13 protein-coding genes are annotated in these 19275 nt (G+C 30.9%); 6 read left to right on the top strand and 7 right to left on the bottom strand.

Going from position 1 to position 19275, the window contains the following annotated elements; all coding sequences use genetic code 11:
• Nucleotides 1-15 precede the first annotated feature (15 nt).
• From GGR97_RS09180 to recJ, 5 genes are all read left to right on the top strand, one after another.
• Nucleotides 16-1944, top strand: coding sequence for a leucine-rich repeat domain-containing protein (locus tag GGR97_RS09180; protein WP_167898218.1), 1929 nt, complete (start codon nucleotides 16-18; stop codon nucleotides 1942-1944).
• Between the two features lie 212 nt (nucleotides 1945-2156).
• Complete coding sequence (locus GGR97_RS09175; protein WP_167898217.1) at nucleotides 2157-2756, top strand: DUF4956 domain-containing protein; 600 nt, start codon at nucleotides 2157-2159, stop codon at nucleotides 2754-2756.
• Between the two features lie 7 nt (nucleotides 2757-2763).
• Nucleotides 2764-3441: a DUF2490 domain-containing protein gene (locus tag GGR97_RS09170; protein WP_167898216.1), complete on the top strand. Its 678-nt coding sequence runs from the start codon at nucleotides 2764-2766 to the stop codon at nucleotides 3439-3441.
• Between the two features lie 6 nt (nucleotides 3442-3447).
• Complete coding sequence (locus GGR97_RS09165) at nucleotides 3448-4824, top strand: CotH kinase family protein (protein ID WP_167898215.1); 1377 nt, start codon at nucleotides 3448-3450, stop codon at nucleotides 4822-4824.
• Nucleotides 4825-4963: 139 nt separating this feature from the next.
• The gene (recJ, locus tag GGR97_RS09160) at nucleotides 4964-6682 is read left to right on the top strand and encodes a single-stranded-DNA-specific exonuclease RecJ (protein ID WP_167898214.1); all 1719 of its coding nucleotides are present in this window, start codon (nucleotides 4964-4966) and stop codon (nucleotides 6680-6682) included.
• Between the two features lie 36 nt (nucleotides 6683-6718).
• Here recJ and GGR97_RS09155 read toward each other — a convergent pair whose 3' ends face one another.
• Nucleotides 6719-10381, bottom strand: a complete 3663-nt coding sequence (locus GGR97_RS09155; protein WP_167898213.1) for a metallophosphoesterase — start codon at nucleotides 10379-10381, stop codon at nucleotides 6719-6721.
• Nucleotides 10382-10452: 71 nt separating this feature from the next.
• Between GGR97_RS09155 and GGR97_RS09150 the strand changes: the two genes are divergently transcribed.
• The gene (locus GGR97_RS09150; RefSeq protein WP_167898212.1) at nucleotides 10453-11670 is read left to right on the top strand and encodes a Pycsar system effector family protein; all 1218 of its coding nucleotides are present in this window, start codon (nucleotides 10453-10455) and stop codon (nucleotides 11668-11670) included.
• On the opposite strand, the gene GGR97_RS09145 is transcribed toward GGR97_RS09150, so the two are convergent.
• The 6 genes from GGR97_RS09145 to proB form a co-directional block, all read right to left on the bottom strand.
• Entirely contained in the window at nucleotides 11667-13973 is a 2307-nt protein-coding gene (locus GGR97_RS09145; RefSeq protein WP_167898211.1) for a GAF domain-containing protein, read from the bottom strand. The two genes, GGR97_RS09150 and GGR97_RS09145, sit on opposite strands and share 4 nt — an antisense overlap.
• A gap of 146 nt (nucleotides 13974-14119) precedes the next feature.
• On the bottom strand, nucleotides 14120-15436 hold the full coding sequence (gene der / locus GGR97_RS09140; protein WP_167898210.1) for a ribosome biogenesis GTPase Der: 1317 nt from the start codon (nucleotides 15434-15436) through the stop codon (nucleotides 14120-14122).
• Nucleotides 15437-15503: 67 nt separating this feature from the next.
• Nucleotides 15504-16082: a Crp/Fnr family transcriptional regulator gene (locus GGR97_RS09135; protein ID WP_167898209.1), complete on the bottom strand. Its 579-nt coding sequence runs from the start codon at nucleotides 16080-16082 to the stop codon at nucleotides 15504-15506.
• Nucleotides 16083-16198: 116 nt separating this feature from the next.
• Entirely contained in the window at nucleotides 16199-16783 is a 585-nt protein-coding gene (locus GGR97_RS09130) for a Crp/Fnr family transcriptional regulator (protein ID WP_167898208.1), read from the bottom strand.
• A 117-nt stretch (nucleotides 16784-16900) separates the two neighbouring features.
• Entirely contained in the window at nucleotides 16901-18151 is a 1251-nt protein-coding gene (locus tag GGR97_RS09125; protein ID WP_167898207.1) for a glutamate-5-semialdehyde dehydrogenase, read from the bottom strand.
• Nucleotides 18152-18153: 2 nt separating this feature from the next.
• Nucleotides 18154-19233 carry a glutamate 5-kinase gene (proB, locus tag GGR97_RS09120; RefSeq protein ID WP_167898206.1) on the bottom strand — a complete coding sequence of 360 codons (1080 nt, stop codon included), beginning with the start codon at nucleotides 19231-19233 and terminating at the stop codon, nucleotides 18154-18156.
• Nucleotides 19234-19275 lie beyond the last annotated feature (42 nt).

The raw sequence follows: 19275 nt of genomic DNA, 5'->3' as shown, positions 1-19275 counted from the left end.
AACTAAGCGTAAATTATGAAAATAAAACTACTATTAGTATTGAGTTTATTACTTAATAGTTACCTGTCAAACGCTCAAATATTTACAGTAAATAATATTCAGTATGGTGTTATTAGTACTGGAGAAGTAGAAGTTAGAGATTATGAGGGAAGCGATACAACAATAGAGATTCCTAACACGGTAAATAATGAGGATGATACGTATCAGGTTACAAAAATTAAGAATGGAGCTTTTTATGAAAATTCTTTAATAAGTGTAAGTATTCCAGGTACAGTTAATTTAATAGAATCTGGAGCATTTTCTAGCAATCAACTAACATCATTAACAATTTCAAATGGAGTTCTTAGAATAGAATCCGATGCCTTTTCTAATAATTCTTTAACCAATGTAGCCCTTCCAGAAAGTGTTACGTTTATTGGAAAATCAGCGTTTGCAAATAATTCTTTAACCAGTGTAACAATACCAGATAATGTAATAACTATAGGGGACTATGCTTTTATTAGTAACTCTCTAGAAACACTTGTTTTGGGAGCTAATTTAGAAGATATAGGAGAAGCTGCTTTTAACAACAATTCCATCACTCAAGTAGTTATTCCTAACAAGGTAGTAAGCATAGCAAAAAATGCGTTTTCTAGTAATAATATAGAAAGTGTTACTCTGGGTTCTAGTGTATCTTTTATTGGAGAGGGAGTTTTTTTATACAACTCTATTGTTAATGTAAACTCGTTAAGTACAAGCCCGGCTACTTTGCCATCAGACACATTTGACAACAATTTTGATATCAATTTAACAATACCAGATAATACTTTAGACACCTATACAAATGCAGGTTGGATAGATTTTGGTACAATAAATGGAAAGCCAATTGAACTAGAAGCCTTTGTGGTTGATAATATTGAATACTCTATTGTAAATGTGAGTGATAGATATGTTAAAATAGAAAAATACTTTGGAAACAGTACAGATCTAGTTCTTCCTAATGAAATAATTCACGATGAAATTACATATACGGTAACCGAAATAGGGGCATCTGTATTTAAAAACAAAAATCTATCAAGTGTAGTGTTACCAAGCGGTTTAAATTTAATAGGTTACGATTCTTTTTCTGACAATAATTTAATCAGTATAAATATTCCAGACAACGTTTACACAATAGATTCTTATGCTTTTAAAGGGAATAATTTAACGAATGTTGATATGTCTTTTAAAGTTAATTATATAGGAAACGAAGCTTTTTCGGACAATGCTTTAACAAGTATTGTAATTCCAGATAATGTAGAAGTTATTGCCAATGCAGCTTTTTATAATAATAGCTTAGAAAATGTAACAATTGGGAATGCTGTAGAAACTATTGGTTCTTATGCTTTTCACAGTAACAACCTAACAAATATTGTTATACCTAATAGTGTAACTACCATTTCTAACCTTGCTTTTTACAATAACAATATTCAAACATTAACAATTGGTAGTGCTGTAGAAACTATTGGTATTTCTGCATTTAACAGTAATAATTTAACCAATATTACCATTCCAGAAAATGTAAAAAATATTGACTATTTAGCATTTAACAACAACCCTATAACCACTGTTGTTTCAGAAAGCTCTAATCCTTTTGAATACAATGATTTATTTACAAATAAAAACGAGATAGATTTAAATATACCTGTTGATACTTTTTATGCCTACAATCAATCTTATTGGCAAGGCTTTAAAACAATAACAGAAGGAAGCAAGTTAATAGATACTACAAGTAATCAAATACCAGGTTTGTTGCTAAATTCTAATAACGGATCAATAACAAACAATCTAGAAAAATATGTATCTCTTAGTATATATAATACCAAAGGACAACAGGTTTCTAATCAAAATTTAGATGGAATTTATATTGTAATAGCCAAAGATAATTTAGGGAATACAGTTTTAACAAAAATGTATGTTGAATAAATTATAGATTTTACACATACAATACTTCTTGTTCATCTTTTTTTATGAGCAAATTGATAAACATGTTTTGTTTGTTAATTTGCTCATTTCTTGTTTAATAGGGTGTTTCTGCAAAGTTGTAGTTAATTTATTGTAAAATTTTACTAGGGTATTTAAAGGGTTGTTTGTTTAATATATAGAACAAGTTGCACACAACTAACAAAAGAACCTTAATGGAAATTTACGGAATCCCAATTTTTGATGATGATTTTTACAAAATGCTTTTTAGGTTTTGTATCAACATTAGCTTTTTAACAATTATCATAAGATGCTTGTACTACAAAAGAGCAAGAAATAAAGAGTATTTTTTTACTTATTACATGATTAGTGTAATTGTTTTCTTTTTATGCTTTACCCTAAAGAAGTTTGAACTAGACTTAGGAATGGCTTTAGGGTTATTTGCCATTTTTGGAATTATAAGATACAGAACCAATTCTATAGATATTAAAGAAATGACCTATCTATTTGTGGTTATTGGAGTGTCTGTAATAAACTCGTTAGCGAATAAAAAAATGAGTTATGTAGAAGTGTTTTCTGCAAATTTATTAATCATCCTAGTATTATCACTTACCGAATGGTTTTGGGGCTTAAAACATCAGATATCTAGAAAAATAGTATATGATATACTAGAAAATTTAAAACCTGAAAACGATTTCCTTTTAAAGGCCGACTTAAAAAATAAAACAGGATTTAATATAGATAAAGTAAAAATAGAAGAGGTAGACTACAAAAGAAAACGTGCCAACATGATTATATACTATGAAAATAAATAAAACAACAATGAGGATATTTTTTGCAACAATAATGTTATTAACTTCTGTATGGAGTTATGGACAAGAAACTCTGGTAACTAGAGATTTGGAAACGTGGTCTAGTTTAAATTTAAAATATAAAATCAATAAAAAATGGACTGTGGCATTACAAGGGCAGTTGAGGTTAGAAAATAACAGCTCAGAAGTAAATCAATATTTTGGTCAGTTAGATTTAGAATATTCTCCATTTAAACATTTTGAATTTGGTGGAGCCATCCGTTACATAAAGAATAATGATAATACAGGAAATGTACAAGGTTATGAAAATCATTTTAGATATCACTTAGACGGACAATACAAGCACAAGCTTAGCGATTTTAGTTTTAAATATAGAGTTCGTTATCAAAACAAAAATGAACTCAATATTAACAATGAGGCAAAACAATATTTCCGATTTAAAGCAGCCGTAGATTATAATATTAAAAAATGGAAGCTAGATCCAGAATTATCAGGAGAATTATTCCGTTCTGTTGGAGCAGAATCAGAGAATCAGCTTGATGGGTATAGACTAACATTAGGAACATCTTTTAAAGTGCATAAATCTGCAAAAATGGGAGTTTACTATAGGTTTGATAAAGAGTTAAACACAACGTATCCAAAGGCAACTAACATTATAGGAGTAAAATATACATACAACTTAAACTAAAATTTCATGAAAATAAGACACATAAATATCATCACTCTTGCTATCCTAATTCTAGCAATGGTATCTTGTAGAGAAACTATTGAAATAGAAGAGGTAATTGTAAATCAAGGAGAGGGATTAACAGATTGGAGTTTAGAAACACATACAGATGAATCTGGAATAGACTATTCTGTGGTTTTTCCTCAAGATCAGGTTAATAGAATAGACATTGTTTTAAGTTCTAGTGAATATTCTAGCATGCGATCTAATTTAGCATCATTAGCTTCTCAAAATAGAGGGAATGATTTTACAACAGAAACTCCAGAATACGTTGCTTGCGATTTTTATTTTAATGGAACACAGTGGTACGAAGTAGGAGTAAGATATAAAGGAAATTCTAGCTTGTATTCTGCTTACAATAGTGGGAATGGGAAATTACCTTTGCGATTAAAGTTTGATAAATTTGAAGATGAATATCCCGAAATTAAAGATCAAAGATTTTATGGATTTAAAGATTTGTCGTTAGGGAGTAATTATAATGATAACTCTTTTATGAGAGAAAAATCGGCAACAGATTTGTTTACTGCTTTTGGGGTGCCTGCTGTACAAACTGCGTTTTATGAAGTATATGTAGATCAGGGAACGGGAACTCCTGTTTATTATGGATTGTACACCTTAGATGAAGTGGTTTTTGATACCATGTTAACTTCTGTATTTGGGAGCAATACAGGTAATTGTTACAAACCCGATGGTGATGGAGCACAGTTTGCTTCAAGCGGATTTAGTTTAAGTAATTTTGAGAAAAAAACAAATGAAGCAGCAGCAGATTGGTCTGATATTCAGGAGTTGTATAATGTTTTACATTCTTCTTTACGAACTACCGATGAGGCAACGTGGAAAAGCAACTTAGAAAGTGTTTTTGATGTACAAGGATTCTTAAAATATTTAGCAGTAAATAACACCATTCAAAATTGGGATACATATGGAAATATGAGTCATAACTATTATTTGTATCACGATCCAGCAGATGATTTAATCAAATGGATTGTTTGGGATAATAACGAAGCTTTTAGTAGTGGACAAGGAAATAGAGGAGCCGTTTCTTTGGCTATGAGTGAAGTAAGTTCTAGTTGGCCTTTAATTTCTTATTTAATTAATGTAGATTCTTATAAAGAAGATTATAAAGCCTATTTAAAAGATTTTAACGATAATTATTACATTCCAGCAAGTATGAGTGCTACTTATACTACGTACCAGAATTTAATCTATTCATCTGCAACTAGTGAAAATTCTAATTATACAAGTTTAAGTGGAGGTACAAGCGGATTTACATCCGAAGTAGAAGAACTTAAAGATTTTTGTTCAACAAGAAATTCAGCAGTAAGTTCTTATGTAGCAGATTAATGTAACTTGTTGGTTTAGGAGCAATGGTATTTATTGTTATTTGTAATTAAAGCCCTTAAATAATTTTTATATATGTTGCCCAATTGCACTGTTTTCTATTAAGTTTGTTTTATATCTCTAAATTAGAAACCTAAAAGCTATGCGTTGGATTTCCAAACCCAAACCCAATCAAGAAACTGTTCAAAGTTTATCAAATTCCTTAGGAATAGATAAGGTTTTAGCTGCGTTGTTGATACAACGTGGGGTAGATACTTTTGAAAAAGCAAAGAGTTTTTTTAGACCCAATTTGTTAGAGCTACACAATCCTTTTTTAATGAAAGGGATGGAGCAAGCTGTAACTAGAGTTTTTAAAGCCATAGAAGCAGAAGAAACCATTATGGTTTTTGGAGATTATGATGTAGATGGAACTACAGCCGTAGCGTTAATGTCTTCTTATTTATTAACTTTATATCCAAATGTGGTTACCTATATTCCCGATAGATATGCAGAAGGATATGGAATTTCCTACAAGGGAATTGACTTTGCCGAAGACAACAATATTACTTTAATTATTGCTTTAGACTGTGGAATTAAAGCCATTGATAAAGTTGCTTATGCCAAAGAAAAAAACATAGATTTTATTATTTGCGATCACCACAGACCAGGAGCTACTGTTCCAGATGCTGTAGCGGTTTTAGACCCTAAACAAGTAGATTGTTTTTATCCTTTTGATGAATTGTCTGGGTGTGGAGTAGGATTTAAATTAATTCAGGCCATTGCAGAAACTATAGATCAACCTTTTGAGGAACTAATGCCTTATTTAGATTTATTGGCAGTAAGTATAGCTGCAGATATAGTTCCTATGGATGGAGAAAATAGAATTTTAGCTTATCACGGATTAAAAGTCATCAACACAAATCCTAGGTCTGGAATTAAAGCTATTTTGGAACAAATTCAGAAAACAGAATTAACCATTACCGATGTGGTTTTTACCATTGCTCCAAGAATTAATGCAGCGGGTAGAATGAAACAAGGAATTCATGCTGTAGAGTTAATGACAGAGCAAGATATGGCTTTGGCTAAAAAGTTTGCTAAAGAAATAGATCAATACAATGCCGATAGAAAAGAATTAGACAAAAAAATAACAGATGAAGCTTTACAACAAATTAGAGAAAATAATGAAGAGCAAAACAGCACGAGCGTTGTTTTTTGTGAAACTTGGCATAAAGGTGTTATTGGTATTGTGGCTTCAAGACTCATAGAGAATTACTACAAACCTACATTGGTGTTTACCAAAAGCGGAAATAAATTAGCCGCATCGGCACGTTCTGTTAAAGGTTTTGATGTGTACAATGCTTTAGAAGCTTGCTCAGAACATATAGAGCAATTTGGAGGACATAAATATGCTGCCGGATTAACTTTGTTGCCAGAGAACTATAACGCTTTTAAAAACGCTTTTGAGCAAGTGGTTAAAGAAACCTTGTTAGAAGAACAAAAGCATCCTGAAATTACCATTGATGCTGAGGTAGATTTGGTAGATTTAACTCCTAAGTTTTATAGAATATTATCACAATTTGCTCCTTTTGGTCCAGCCAATATGAAACCTGTTTTTAAAGCTAGCGGTTTACGAGATAATGGTTACGGTAAAAGAATTGGTAAAGTAGAAAACGAAAATGATTTACCTGAACATTTACGTTTAAATATTATTTACGGTGCCGATGAAAAAACATACAATGCCATTGGTTTTGGTATGGGGAATCAATTAGAAAAAATTCAAGAAGCCGAAACTTTTGAAGCTACCTTTACTTTGGAAGAAAATAATTGGAACGGTTATACTTCTCTACAATTGATGTTGAAAGATATTAGAGTTAATGACTAGTTGTGTTTTTTAAAAACTACTTAATTATTAGTGTAATTACCAATTTACCCCAACACCAAACGTAAATCTTGGACCTTCTATACTATTAAATAAGTTAAAATTTAACATTGCCAAAGGTGCGCTAAACCATAAAGTAGTTCCGTAAGAAGTATGCCATCTGTCAGATTCTTCGTTAGGGAACCAAACTCTACCATAATCATATCCTAAACTAAGTCCGTAAGTAACAGGTAGAATAGGAGTTTTAACTTGGCTAATGGTATACCTAATGTTTGAGTTTTGTGTAAAAGCACTTTTTCCTGCAAAACGTTCGTTTCTAAAACCTCTTAATCCGTTGTTACCTCCAATAAACGCAGATTGATACAATTGAAAATCTTCCCCAAAATTAAATTGTGAGCGAATTTTACTTGCAACTACCCATTTGTGATTTAAAGAAATAGGTAATACCATTCCTAAATTAGTTTTAAGGTAAGCTAAAGAAGATTCTTTAGAAATATTATAATCCCATCCGGTAGCTATATTAAAATCAAAACCAAAGGTTGTTAGTGCTTTACTGTCGTAATTAGAGTAATTAAAGCTAGTTTTAATTCCTGCAAAATTTTGCTCATCAAATTCAATAGGAAGTGTGTTTAAATATCTTCCTTCCGTTTCTTCAAGTTCATAAACGGTTAGTGGAATACTAATGTTAAAATTAGCTCCTCTTAAATTATTCCATGTAATTCCTGGTTCTATACTTTTTATTTCAGATTTTACTCTGTTGTAGTCTAATCCAAAACTATCATCATTATTAACTGTGGTGTTCCCAAAATTAAAAAAGTTATTGCTAAAATTAGAACTAGTTAATCTTGTTTCTACAAATAAATTCCAATAGTTAGAATAAGTGGCAAATTCACTTTTGTGCTTAAAATCAAAACCAGTAGTTGCTGTAAAGTATTTAAGACTAAAGTGATGTTGATTGGTAAAAGGTTGTCTATTGAATCCGTAACGAGCATAGGTAATGCTTGGTCCAAAATTAAAGCCATCATCGGGGTTATAACCAATAAGTGGTAATACGGTTAAGGTATTGTCTTTTACTTTTCTATATTCATAAGTATTCTTGTCGTACTGATCCACTAAATGTTTTTTAAAACGACCTTCAAAAGTATTCTTAAGCGTTTTAAAATCGTGAACAGTAATGTTTTTTGCATTAGTAACGTTATATGTATCATGATTTTGCCCACCAATTAAACGAATTTTAGGACTCTTTTTGTGAACGTTTTTTACTTGGTAATAATCATCGTCATCTAAACCATATACCCAAATTTCTTTGGTGTTTTTGTTCTTAAACTCTTTAACAAAATGTAAATCTTCTTTTTCTCCATTACTAATGTTAAAAACTTTAATGGTTGTTTTTTCTTTGTTGGCAGTTATTTCAAACCAATCGTCTTTATCACTTCCTTTTACAATGGCAAATTTTTCTAAAATTTTTCTATACTCAGTAGCAATTTCAACTACATGATTTCTTCTGTATTTTAGAACTTCTTTAATTCTATCAACATTTTTGTTTTGAACAGCATTTGGCAATTGATCAAAGGCTTTGTTGATGATTTCATCGGTCAAGTTTTGTTTGATGTATTTGGCCTGTTCTTCCCAAATTTGATATGTGCTTTCTTGTAAAAGAGAAACATCAATAGGGTAGGGTTCATCGTTAAATTTAAATAAATTACGAATGTCTTTGTTATACGTTTGCATCAACTTAATAGGATCTACAAGCGTGGTTAAAGTGGTTAATAAAGCTCCATCATAATTAGAAAAAGCCTGATCTCTATCTCTAGGAATAGGTCTAAAAGTTTTGTGTTTTCCGTTTTTAAAAACTGCCCATCTCCATTGGTCTACGTGTCTATCCCAATCCCCTAAAATCATATCAAACAAACGAGCTGTTACATAATTATGCTCATCAAGTTTGTTGTTTTTGTTATCTCTAAGTTCTGCAAATAAATCATCAGTACTAATAATATCATCAGGAGTACCAAAAGAAGCCAGATTGGTATGTCCATCTTCGGGTCTTTCTTCAATCATGTATAAGGCATCTCCAAACTCATCGTCAAAAGGAATTAACCTTTTTTGTTTGGGAACATAAAATAATTTTGGATTGGTGTGGTATACTTGAACTGCATCGGACAAATCACCAATAATAAATGGAGTGTATGGATGTGCTGATGTATAAAAATCAAATAAAATATTTTCGGTATAGGTATCTTTTAATTGGTTGGTGATATAGTCATTTTTAAAAGCAACCGTTTGTAAAAAACGAACGGCACTCTTTTTTAAGGCACGCATTACATATTGTTTTCCTTGCGGATTTACCAAACGTAAAGATTTAGATTGATGTCCTCCTCCTTTTTTAACCACTTTTAACCCACCATACAAAGTGTCTAACAAAACAGTTTTGGCTTTTATAGGTGTACTGTATTCATTTCTGTAATGATGTCCCCAAACAGCTTTGTAAGTTTTGCTTTTGTCTGTAAGTTCTTTACTATAAATAGCAGCAGTTTTATATGGGGCAATGTTTAGGTTGTCGTAAGGACTTTCTTTTTTTTCTTGTTTGGCTTTAAAAATGGTAGTTTCAAAAAGGGTAGTGTCGTTGTTTTTAAAAGTAACAGAAACTTGTTTTTTAGGATAAATACTAAGTTTTGCATATCCGTTTTTTCCATAGCTAAAGCCTGGTTCCTTACCTAAGTAAGTAGGCGATGTTTTAGAACCTGCTCCACTAACAATTTGTGGAATTCCATCTTTTAACAAGTATTGTAAATTATGATCGTGTCCCGATACAAAAATAAGATTAGGGTGTTCTTTAGCCAACGTAGTAACTCTTTCTGTTAGTTGATGATATCTGTAGGCATTTAAATCTTGTGGACTTAAACCACTAGTTTTTCTAACAGCCTGAAAAACGCTTCCTAAACCAGGTAAAGGAATATTAACAGGTAATGGAAAAATGTGTTCTTTAAAAGAATTTTGACCTCCATGAGTACCTCTACTTGCCATAGGGTGATGAATGGCTAGCAAAGTAATTTTTTTTTGACTTTTATTGATGAGCCCTTCTAATTCTACAAAAAACTTTTCACGAGTTTTAATTTCGTCACATTTGTCGTTCATTTCAGGATGCTTGTTCCAATCGGTAATAAACCATTGGGAGTCTATTACAATAATATCTACATCTTTGTTTAAATGAACCACTTCTAACGGACAACCGTTTTCTGGTAAAAATGTGTTTTTTCCTAAAGCTTCTTCTATTAATTTTTCTTGTTTTTTAAGACCATCAAGTCCATAATACCAATCGTGATTTCCAGGGATAAAAAAAGTTTTTCCTTTGTAATCTTTTATGATGTCTAATTGTGCATTTAATCTAGAAATTCCGTCTTGTTGTTTTTTTCCATCTTTAGGAGAAATTCCTTTAGGGTATACGTTGTCTCCTAAAAAAATAAGGCTACTATTACTAGATTCTTTAGCAAGTTCTTTTGCTAAACCTTGTAAGGTTTTATTACTGTTGGGACTATTACCTGCATCGCCTATTAAATAAATATTACTTAACTCTTTTGATGATGTTTTGTTGGCATTCCAATCTTTAAATTGTTCAGATATTTGTTTCTCATAAGTGGCACAACTCATCAAAAATAAAAGAGAAAGGAAGGGATAGAATTTTTTAAAAGAAATTAATTTCATTTTATTTGATGTAATGGTAAACTAAAAGTAAACTTATTTTTAATAAATTTGGTAAAAAGCAATCAAAAAACATGGACTCATCTATTATAGAATCTGCAGAATTATATGTTGTTAGTTATTTAAAACACAATTTACCTACAGGCACTATATATCATAGCATATCGCATACACAAGATGTCGTAGATGCGGTTAAAACCTTAACAAAAGAAGAACAAATTTCTGACGAAGATAGTGAATGTGTATTGATTGCAGCATGGTTTCACGATGTTGGTTATACTCGCGGTGGTGAAAATCATGAAGAAGCTAGTATAAATGAGGTAATTCCTTTTTTAAAAGATCACAATTTTCCTCAAGAAAAAATTGAGAAAGTTGTGAATTGCATTTTGGCTACAAAAATGCCTCAAGAACCTAAAAACGATATTGAAAGAATAATATGTGATGCAGATTTGTTTCATGTAGCAACTACTTCTTTTGAGACTGATAGTAAATTATTAAGAGCAGAGTGGGAGTTGTTGGAGGGAAAAACAATGACCGATGTAGAATGGTATCAATGCAACTCGGAGTTTTTAAGAGCTCATAAATTTTATACAGACTTTGCTTTTAGAAATTGGAGTGCCATGAAAGCATCTAATTTAGCCGCAAATGAAAAGAAATTAAAAAATGCCATTCAGAAAGAAGATGAGGCTTTGTTAAAGAGAGAAAAAAAGAAAGCTAAATCTGTAGAAAAAGAAAATAAACCTAGTACAAAGGCTGATAAAACCATTGAAACCATGTACAGGGTTACGCTTAGGAACCATATTAAACTGAGTGATATTGCAGATGCAAAAGCCAATATTTTATTAAGTGTAAATGCTATTATTTTGTCTTTAGCCCTGTCTAATTTATTTCCAAAATTAGATAAAGCAGACAATCATTACTTAATAGTTCCTACGTTAATATTTTTGTTAACTGCTGTAACTTCTATGATTTTTGCTATAATTTCTACAAGACCCAAAGTAACATCTGGAACATTTACACAAGAAGATATTGATAATAAAAAAGTGAATTTGTTATTCTTTGGAAACTTTTACAAAATGCCCTTAGAGGTTTTTGATAAAGGAATTTTTACTTTAATGGATGATAGAGAATATTTGTACAAATCCCTAAATAAAGATTTGTACTTTTTAGGGATTGTGTTGGCTAGAAAATATAGATTGTTAAGAGTAACATATACTATTTTTATGGTTGGTATTATAGCTTCTGTTATTGCTTTTGGAATTGCTTTTTACAATTTAGAGTTAGGAATTTAGTGACTGCTAATTTTAGCAATCTCCATTAACTTCTGAAAAGATAATTCATCTTTATTTTTCTTATTGTAATTAATAGTAATTCTTAAGGCTTTTAAACCAGATACTCCTTGTAAATCTTCAACGTCTAAAAACTCAGTATTTCCGGTAAAGTATTCTTGCTCTTTTAAGTATGCTATATATTTTAAATATTCGGCTAAATCGTGCTCGTGTGTATACACAATGGCAATTTTACCAGGCTGTGTTAAGCGTTCTTTAGTTCCTTTTATGTATGATTTATCAATTCTTTTTTTGATAATTTCATATCGCATATTGTAAGCTCCGTCTACATCAAATTTTTTCTCATCCATTCTAAACTTAATGTCTAACGGTACGGAGTGTACTAAAATAAGAGATGTAACTTGTAAACTAATATCGCTGTGCTGAATATCTATTTCTTTAGCAATGTATTCCAATTCACATTGTTGCTGTAACTGCCAAAGTCTTAAGTTTTGTATGTAAATAGAATGAAACTCTTTAGTATTAGTAATAGCTTCTCCTATGTACATGTTGTAATCTAGTCCATCGGTTTTAAAACGCTCATAATAATGAGGGAAAAATGCCTGTGCTTCTTTTTGAGCCTTATCTAAATGTTTGGCAAGATTAGTATTTAAATGAGTAATAAAATCTTCGTAGGCTTTACGTTTCTTATAAACAATCTTTAAATTAGGATCTATATCATTTTCATAACTTGTGATGATATCAATAAATTCAGGATTTGTTTTTTTAAGATGTTCTAAGATTGGATAAATATCGTTTTTTAACAGTGCTGTAACTTGTAATTCGTCTGTAGTTTTAATTCCATCTGTAATGGAGTTTAACGTTTTGTTTAAACGATAGATAATCTCTTTGTAAATACTAAGTTTTTCTTTTTCATATACCTTTCCAAATAACACAATTGTTTTATCCAATTGGTAAGATAAATCTTCTTGAATAGCATTGTTTCTTGCTTCAGAAGAACCTTTAACATCACACTGCCCATATAGTGGATACACATTTTTAAAAGAAATGTTTTTTAACTTAGAGTTTGGTGTATTGTTATAAATATACTCATCTGCAGCATTGTAAAATTTCCATTTTACACTTGGATGAATAGTGGTGTAGTTTTCTTGAATTACAGATTCTAATAAATTATGACGTTCATCAACAGATCTTTCTAAAGCAGTACTCAATACGGGTAAAATGTCTTTTAATTTATTAGCGTTTATAGAGTTTAGCTCATACTTGTTAGGGGATGCTAGTTCTAAAATGGCTAAAAAGTCACTATTTACCTCTATAGGTACTAAAATAATACTTTGCAGATTATGTTCTGATACTGTTTTATAAAAACCATTATCTGTAGCTGTTCCTTCTTTAAAATAAGCTTCTAAATCTGGAATTGCTGTAATTAAAGACGAATTAAATACTCTATTTATAATACCATTACAGAAATGATTTTCTGGGCTACAGCAAATGTCTTTAGTAATTAAACTATGCTCTTTGTTGTGTTTTATATAGTTTATATGGCTTTCTTTCTTTTTGCTATAAATAGAAATACCTAGTTTTAAATTAGGGAGATTAAATAGTTTTTTTATTTGATCTTCTAATTCAACAATACTATCAATGTTTCTTTTTATAAAGGTGTTTTTTATTTTAGAAATGGTTTCGTCTTGAGTAACATCAAAAAGATTGATCATTCCAAAACCTTTAAAAATATATGAGTTAGGAGGGAATTTCTCTTTCCAAACGTCAATGTTTTCAAAGTTGTTTAATAAATGATGTATATCTTCTTCTGATAATTCAGGAGCAGTATCTGTTTTAATAATAGAAGCAAAATCAGCATTGTACAAAGCTCTGTAACTTTTTACAGTGTTGGTTTTTGTATCTGGAATGTCGTAAAAAAATGGACGTTTAAAATCTATATGACGATTGTAATGAAAAGCTAAAATATAGATACATGTCATAATGTACATGTTTTCGTTATCAAAGTTTCTGATATCAAAAACAAAATTATCACCAGCATTATCTATAATAGACTTAAATCTTTTAGACAGCATAAAAGAAGTCATGTCAAAAGGAATAGAAGCTGCTTTTATTTCATTGCTTTGTAGTAAATCCGGAAACAAAATAGAAAGTAATTTTTGTATTTGTTTCTCATAGGTATGTAATAAAGAAAAGTCCGTAAAGCCCTCTCTTAACACAGGGTATTCATTCATTTCTTGTAACAACTTGTTGGCTGTGTCAAAAAATATATGATCTGCGTTAGTGGTTATTTCTTCAAGATACATATAAATTTTTTCAAAACTTATATGTATCTTGATAGGTAACTCTTTATTGCTTATTGGACTTTTTAATATGTACATAGTTTAACTTGTATAATCCATTGCGAAGATACAAATTATTGGTCGTTATGGCCTTATGTACCTAACACTAGTTATTTTTGTCTAAAGTAAATGGTAATTGGAACTCCTTTAAAGTCATAAATCTCTCTCATTTTGTTTTCTAAGAAACGCTTATAAGGATCTCTAATATATTGCGGTAAGTTGGCAAAGAAAGCAAACTGTGGAGTTGGTGTTGGCAACTGCATACAGTATTTAACTTTAATATATTTTCCTTTTACTGCAGGAGGTGGGTAGTTTTGAATTACCTGTAACATAGTTTCGTTTAGTTTGCTTGTAGCAATTTTATTGCTTCTGCTCTTGTGAACATCTACAGCAGTTTCTAAAGCTTTTAATAAACGTTGTTTAGTAATGGTAGAAGTAAATATAATAGGCACATCTGTAAAAGGAGCTATTTCTTTACGAATCATTTCCTCACATTTTTTCATGGTATTTGTTTCTTTGTCTAACAAATCCCATTTGTTTACTAAAATAACAATACCCTTACGGTTTTTTTGAGCTAACCAAAATATGTTTTGATCTTGTCCTTCAAATCCACGTGTAGCATCAATCATTAAAATAGCAACATCACAATGTTCAATAGCTCTAACAGCTCTCATTACTGAGTAAAACTCAATATCTTCTTTTACTTTAGATTTTTTACGGATTCCCGCAGTATCTACTAATTTAAAATCAAAACCAAATTTATTATAAGCAGTATCTATAGTATCTCTTGTAGTACCAGCAATATCTGTTACAATATTTCTGTCTTTTCCTACTAATGCATTAATAAAAGATGATTTTCCTGCATTAGGTCTTCCTACTACAGCAAACTTTGGTAGTTCATCATCTGGATTAACAGCTTCATCTTCTTCTGGTTCTGGCATTTTTTGAACTATAGCATCTAAAAGTTCTCCAGTACCACCACCATTTATAGATGATATGGTGTAGTATTCTCCTAAACCTAAGTTGTAAAACTCATAAGCATCCGCATCACGCATAGCGTTATCAACTTTGTTGATTGCTAAAAAGATAGGTTTTTTGCTTTTTCTTAACAAGTTAGAAACCGCTTGGTCTAAAGGTGTAATTCCTGCAGTAACGTCTACCACAAAAATAATAATATCACACTCTTCTAGTGCTAATACCACTTGTTTTCTAATTTCTCCTTCAAAAATATCGTCAGAACCTTCAACGTATCCTCCAGTGTCTATTAAAGAAAACTCTTTTCCATTCCAATCACTTTTTCCATAGTGACGGTCCCTAGTAACACCGCTTGTATTATCAACAATAGCTTCTCTACGTTGAACTAATCTATTAAATAAAGTAGATTTACCAACATTTGGTCTTCCTACAATGGCTACAATACTATTCATAAAATGAAAATTTTGTGCAAAGATACGTAAAATGTATGGTTATAAGTCTAAAGGATTTTAAAGAGGTTTAATCTTTAAATTTTTTCTTGACTCTACTTAAAGATTCGGCCTTTACTCCTAGGTAACTTGCAATGTGATATAATGGTATTCTGTCTAAGATCATAGGCTTGTTTTTGATTAAATCATCATAAAGTTCCTCTATGGTCATTGTTTTTTTAATTTCTTCTTTCTCTAAAAGTTTAGCATAGCTAGACAAATAGAAGTTTAAAGTAGATTTTGTAAAAACAGGACATTGGGTAAATATTATGTCAAAAGCTTCTTGACTAATAGTTATTACATCAGTTCTTTCTAGTGCTTGTGCAGTAGTTGTAGAGGGTAAACGATTAATAATTTGGTGATATTCTCCAATCCACCAATCATCAAATGCAAAGAAACGATTGTATTCTTTGTTGTTTTTATCTTTAATAAACACTCTTACACAACCTTTTACAATATAAAAGGCGGATGTTTTTGTGTCATTCTTTTTAAAAAGAAATTCTTTCTTTTTAAAAGTAAGCGGTTTTATTAACATAGAGATAGTGTCTATTTCTTCTTGGGGTAGAGTGACACCTCTTTTCTCGTAGTATTCAATTATTTTAATAAGCATTACATTTTATTTTGGGGTTTAGTAATACTTTTTCATAGAAAGCAGTGCAAAGTTACTAAATTGTAATCAATAAATAATACGTCAAGGTTTGTTTCCTTGAATTTGTTAACATTCATTTAACTTTTGATTAAATTCATGTGCTTTCTTATTCTACTTAAAGATTCGGGTTTAATGTTTAAGTAGGATGCAATGTGAAAAAGTGGAATTCTTTTATCTATACCAGGGTGGTTTGCTAAAAGAGATTCATAGTTTTCTTGTGCTGTTAAACTTCTCTTCTTTTTTTCGTTTTTAGCTAGAGAATATTTCTCTGCTGCCGATATTTCGTGTAATACACATGAGGCAATGGGACATTTTTTGATTAAAATGTCGCAATCTTTTTTGGTAAAAGTTAATAAGTTAGAGTCTTCTATGGCTTGTACACTACAAAGTGCAGGTTTTTCATGTAATAATTCGTAAAGATCTACCATCCACCAATCTTCATAAGCAAACCTTCTAATGTAGTCTACACCTTTGGCATCGGTATAGTATTCTCTTAGAATTCCATCAAGAACAAAAGCTCCGTGTTTAGGTGTTTTTCCTTCAACGTATAAAAATTCACCTTTTTTAACAGTTATAGGTTTTACTAAGTTAATTAGTATTTCTATTTCAGCTTGGGGTATTTCATGAGTTTTAGATAAAAAATCTATAATTCTAATTGACATAATGACTTTTTTGGGGAGGTTGAAATAAAAAAATAGTTATCTAGTGATAAATCAACCAGATAACTATTCAAAGATAATATTTTTATATGATATTATACTATTGCCTATATACAAATGTTAAGAACGGGTTTGACCGTTTCCTTTTACTACCCATTTATAAGAAGTAATTTCTTCTAAAGCCATAGGTCCTCTTGCGTGTAATTTTTGAGTACTAATTCCAATTTCTGCACCTAATCCAAATTGAGCTCCATCTGTATAAGCTGTAGAAGCGTTTGCATAAACAGCAGCAGCATCTACTACATTTAAATATTTGGCAATAGTGTCTGCGTTTTCAGAAATAATAGCTTCACTATGTTTAGAACTGTATTTTGCAATATGGTCTAAAGCCTCATCCATAGTAGCAACTGTTTTAATAGCCATTTTGTTGGCTAAAAACTCTGTTCCAAAATGAGAATCATCTGCTTTGTTTAATAATTCTTTAGGGTAGCTTGTTAATTGTTTAAATGCTTTTTCATCGGCATAAACAACTGTGTTTTTAGTAGCTAGCTCAGAGGTTAATTGATTTAAATTTTCTAATTGAGATTCGTGAATTAACAAACAGTCTAAAGCGTTACATACACTTACTCTTCTTGTTTTTGCATTGGCAATAATTGCGGTTCCTTTAGCTAGATCTCCGTCTTTATCAAAATAAGTATGTACAATACCAGCACCTGTTTCAATTACAGGAACTTTTGCGTTTTCTCTTACATAGTTAATTAATCCTTGACTACCTCTAGGAATAATAATATCTACATACTCTACCGCGTTTAACATTTCTGTAGTAGCACTTCTATCTGCAGGTAATAAAGTAACAACGTTTGTGTCTACGTTGTGCGCTTCTAAAACTTCTTTAATAATGTTAACAATAGCAATGTTAGAAAATTCAGCATCAGATCCTCCTTTAAGAATACATGCGTTTTTGGTTTTAAAACATAAAGAAAACACATCAAAAGATACATTTGGACGAGCTTCGTAAATAACTCCAATTACACCAATGGGTACTCTAATCTTAGAAATGTCTAATCCATTTTCTAAAACTTTGTTCTCCATTACTTTTCCAACGGGACTATCTAAGTTGGCTACATTTTTAATGTCTCCTGCAATACCTCTTATTCTTTCTGGATCTAACAACAAACGATCGTATTTTGGATCGTCTATATTCATACGATCTAAATCTTTTTGATTCGCTTCTAAAATAGCAGGTGTGTTGGCAACTGCTTTAGAGGCAACTTCTACTAAAATTTTATTAATAGTATCGTTAGATAGTTCTATTAAAGATCTACTTGCGTTTCTTGAATTTTTAAATGTTAGTTCTAATTTAAGTTCCATGTTTACTTTATTGTTAAGTAATTATAGTGTACTAATGCAGGTTGGTTGTGTTGTTTTTGCATCACAAGGGCTTTCTCTACACTATAAGAAGCCTTTCCATAACCTATTTCATTACCGTCTAAATCTAGAATGGTAACAATGTCTCCTTTTTTAAATGCTCCTTCAATTTTTTCAACTCCAACAGGTAGTAAACTGTTAGCCTGATTGTTTAATAAAGCTGTATGGGCACCTTTGTTAATAAAAATTTTTCCTTTAGAAAAAGTTCCAGAATTGGTGATCCATTTTTTTACAGCCGTTTTGTTTTTGTCAAAATGAGCTTTAAAAAAGGTTCCTGCTTCTCTTTGTAAGAGTTGAGCAGTAATATTGGGAGTTGTACCGTTTCCTATAGATACGTTTACACCCAATGCTGCAATTTTAATTGCGGTATTTACTTTGGTAAGCATTCCGCCTCTACCAAATTCAGATTTTTCTTCGCTAATAGCGTTTTCTAAATCTATCTCTTCATTATCAAAATCACGAATTAATTTTGCTTCTGGGTTAGATGGATGGTCTGTAAAAATACCATCTACATTGCTTAAAATTAATAGTTCATCTGCTTGAATCATACTGGCTACCAAACCAGAAATTTCATCATTATCTGTAAACATTAATTCGGTTACAGAAACCACATCGTTCTCATTAATAATAGGTGTAATGTTACACTTTAACAATGCCTCTATACAATTGGTCATGTTTAAATAGTGTTCTCTTGTACTAAAAGATTCTTTAGTAATTAATACCTGAGAGCATATTAATTGATGACTTGCAAAATATTGATTGTACAAATTCATCAAAGCTATTTGACCTACCGATGCTAGCACCTGTCTTTTGCTAACAGCATCTAAAGAACTGGGGACTTCAATCTTAGATCTTCCGGCAGCAACGGCTCCAGACGATACTAATACAACTTGATGTCCTTCCTTTTTAAGGAAAGCAACTTGCTCCACAATGTGCTTTATACGATCTTCATTAGGTGCTCCTGATGACAACGTAAGTACATTAGAACCTATTTTGATTAAAATCTTTTTAGATGTTGTTTTCATTAATGATTGCTTCTAGCTTTTAAAAGCTAAATATGGTAGCAC

The sequence above is a fragment of the Wenyingzhuangia aestuarii genome (genome assembly GCF_011927765.1).
GTDB lineage: Bacteria > Bacteroidota > Bacteroidia > Flavobacteriales > Flavobacteriaceae > Wenyingzhuangia > Wenyingzhuangia aestuarii.
This window is presented reverse-complemented; position numbering and strand designations above follow the sequence as displayed.

Excerpts from the sequence above, each read along its gene's own strand:
- GGR97_RS09180 (WP_167898218.1), top strand. The coding sequence starts at position 16 with ATGAAAATAAAACTACTATTAGTATTGAGTTTATTACTTAATAGTTAC.
- GGR97_RS09175 (WP_167898217.1), top strand. The coding sequence starts at position 2,157 with ATGGAAATTTACGGAATCCCAATTTTTGATGATGATTTTTACAAAATG.
- GGR97_RS09170 (WP_167898216.1), top strand. The coding sequence starts at position 2,764 with ATGAGGATATTTTTTGCAACAATAATGTTATTAACTTCTGTATGGAGT.
- GGR97_RS09165 (WP_167898215.1), top strand. The coding sequence starts at position 3,448 with ATGAAAATAAGACACATAAATATCATCACTCTTGCTATCCTAATTCTA.
- recJ (WP_167898214.1), top strand. The coding sequence starts at position 4,964 with ATGCGTTGGATTTCCAAACCCAAACCCAATCAAGAAACTGTTCAAAGT.
- GGR97_RS09155 (WP_167898213.1), bottom strand. The coding sequence starts at position 10,381 with ATGAAATTAATTTCTTTTAAAAAATTCTATCCCTTCCTTTCTCTTTTA.
- GGR97_RS09150 (WP_167898212.1), top strand. The coding sequence starts at position 10,453 with ATGGACTCATCTATTATAGAATCTGCAGAATTATATGTTGTTAGTTAT.
- GGR97_RS09145 (WP_167898211.1), bottom strand. The coding sequence starts at position 13,973 with ATGTATCTTGAAGAAATAACCACTAACGCAGATCATATATTTTTTGAC.
- der (WP_167898210.1), bottom strand. The coding sequence starts at position 15,436 with ATGAATAGTATTGTAGCCATTGTAGGAAGACCAAATGTTGGTAAATCT.
- GGR97_RS09135 (WP_167898209.1), bottom strand. The coding sequence starts at position 16,082 with ATGCTTATTAAAATAATTGAATACTACGAGAAAAGAGGTGTCACTCTA.
- GGR97_RS09130 (WP_167898208.1), bottom strand. The coding sequence starts at position 16,783 with ATGTCAATTAGAATTATAGATTTTTTATCTAAAACTCATGAAATACCC.
- GGR97_RS09125 (WP_167898207.1), bottom strand. The coding sequence starts at position 18,151 with ATGGAACTTAAATTAGAACTAACATTTAAAAATTCAAGAAACGCAAGT.
- proB (WP_167898206.1), bottom strand. The coding sequence starts at position 19,233 with ATGAAAACAACATCTAAAAAGATTTTAATCAAAATAGGTTCTAATGTA.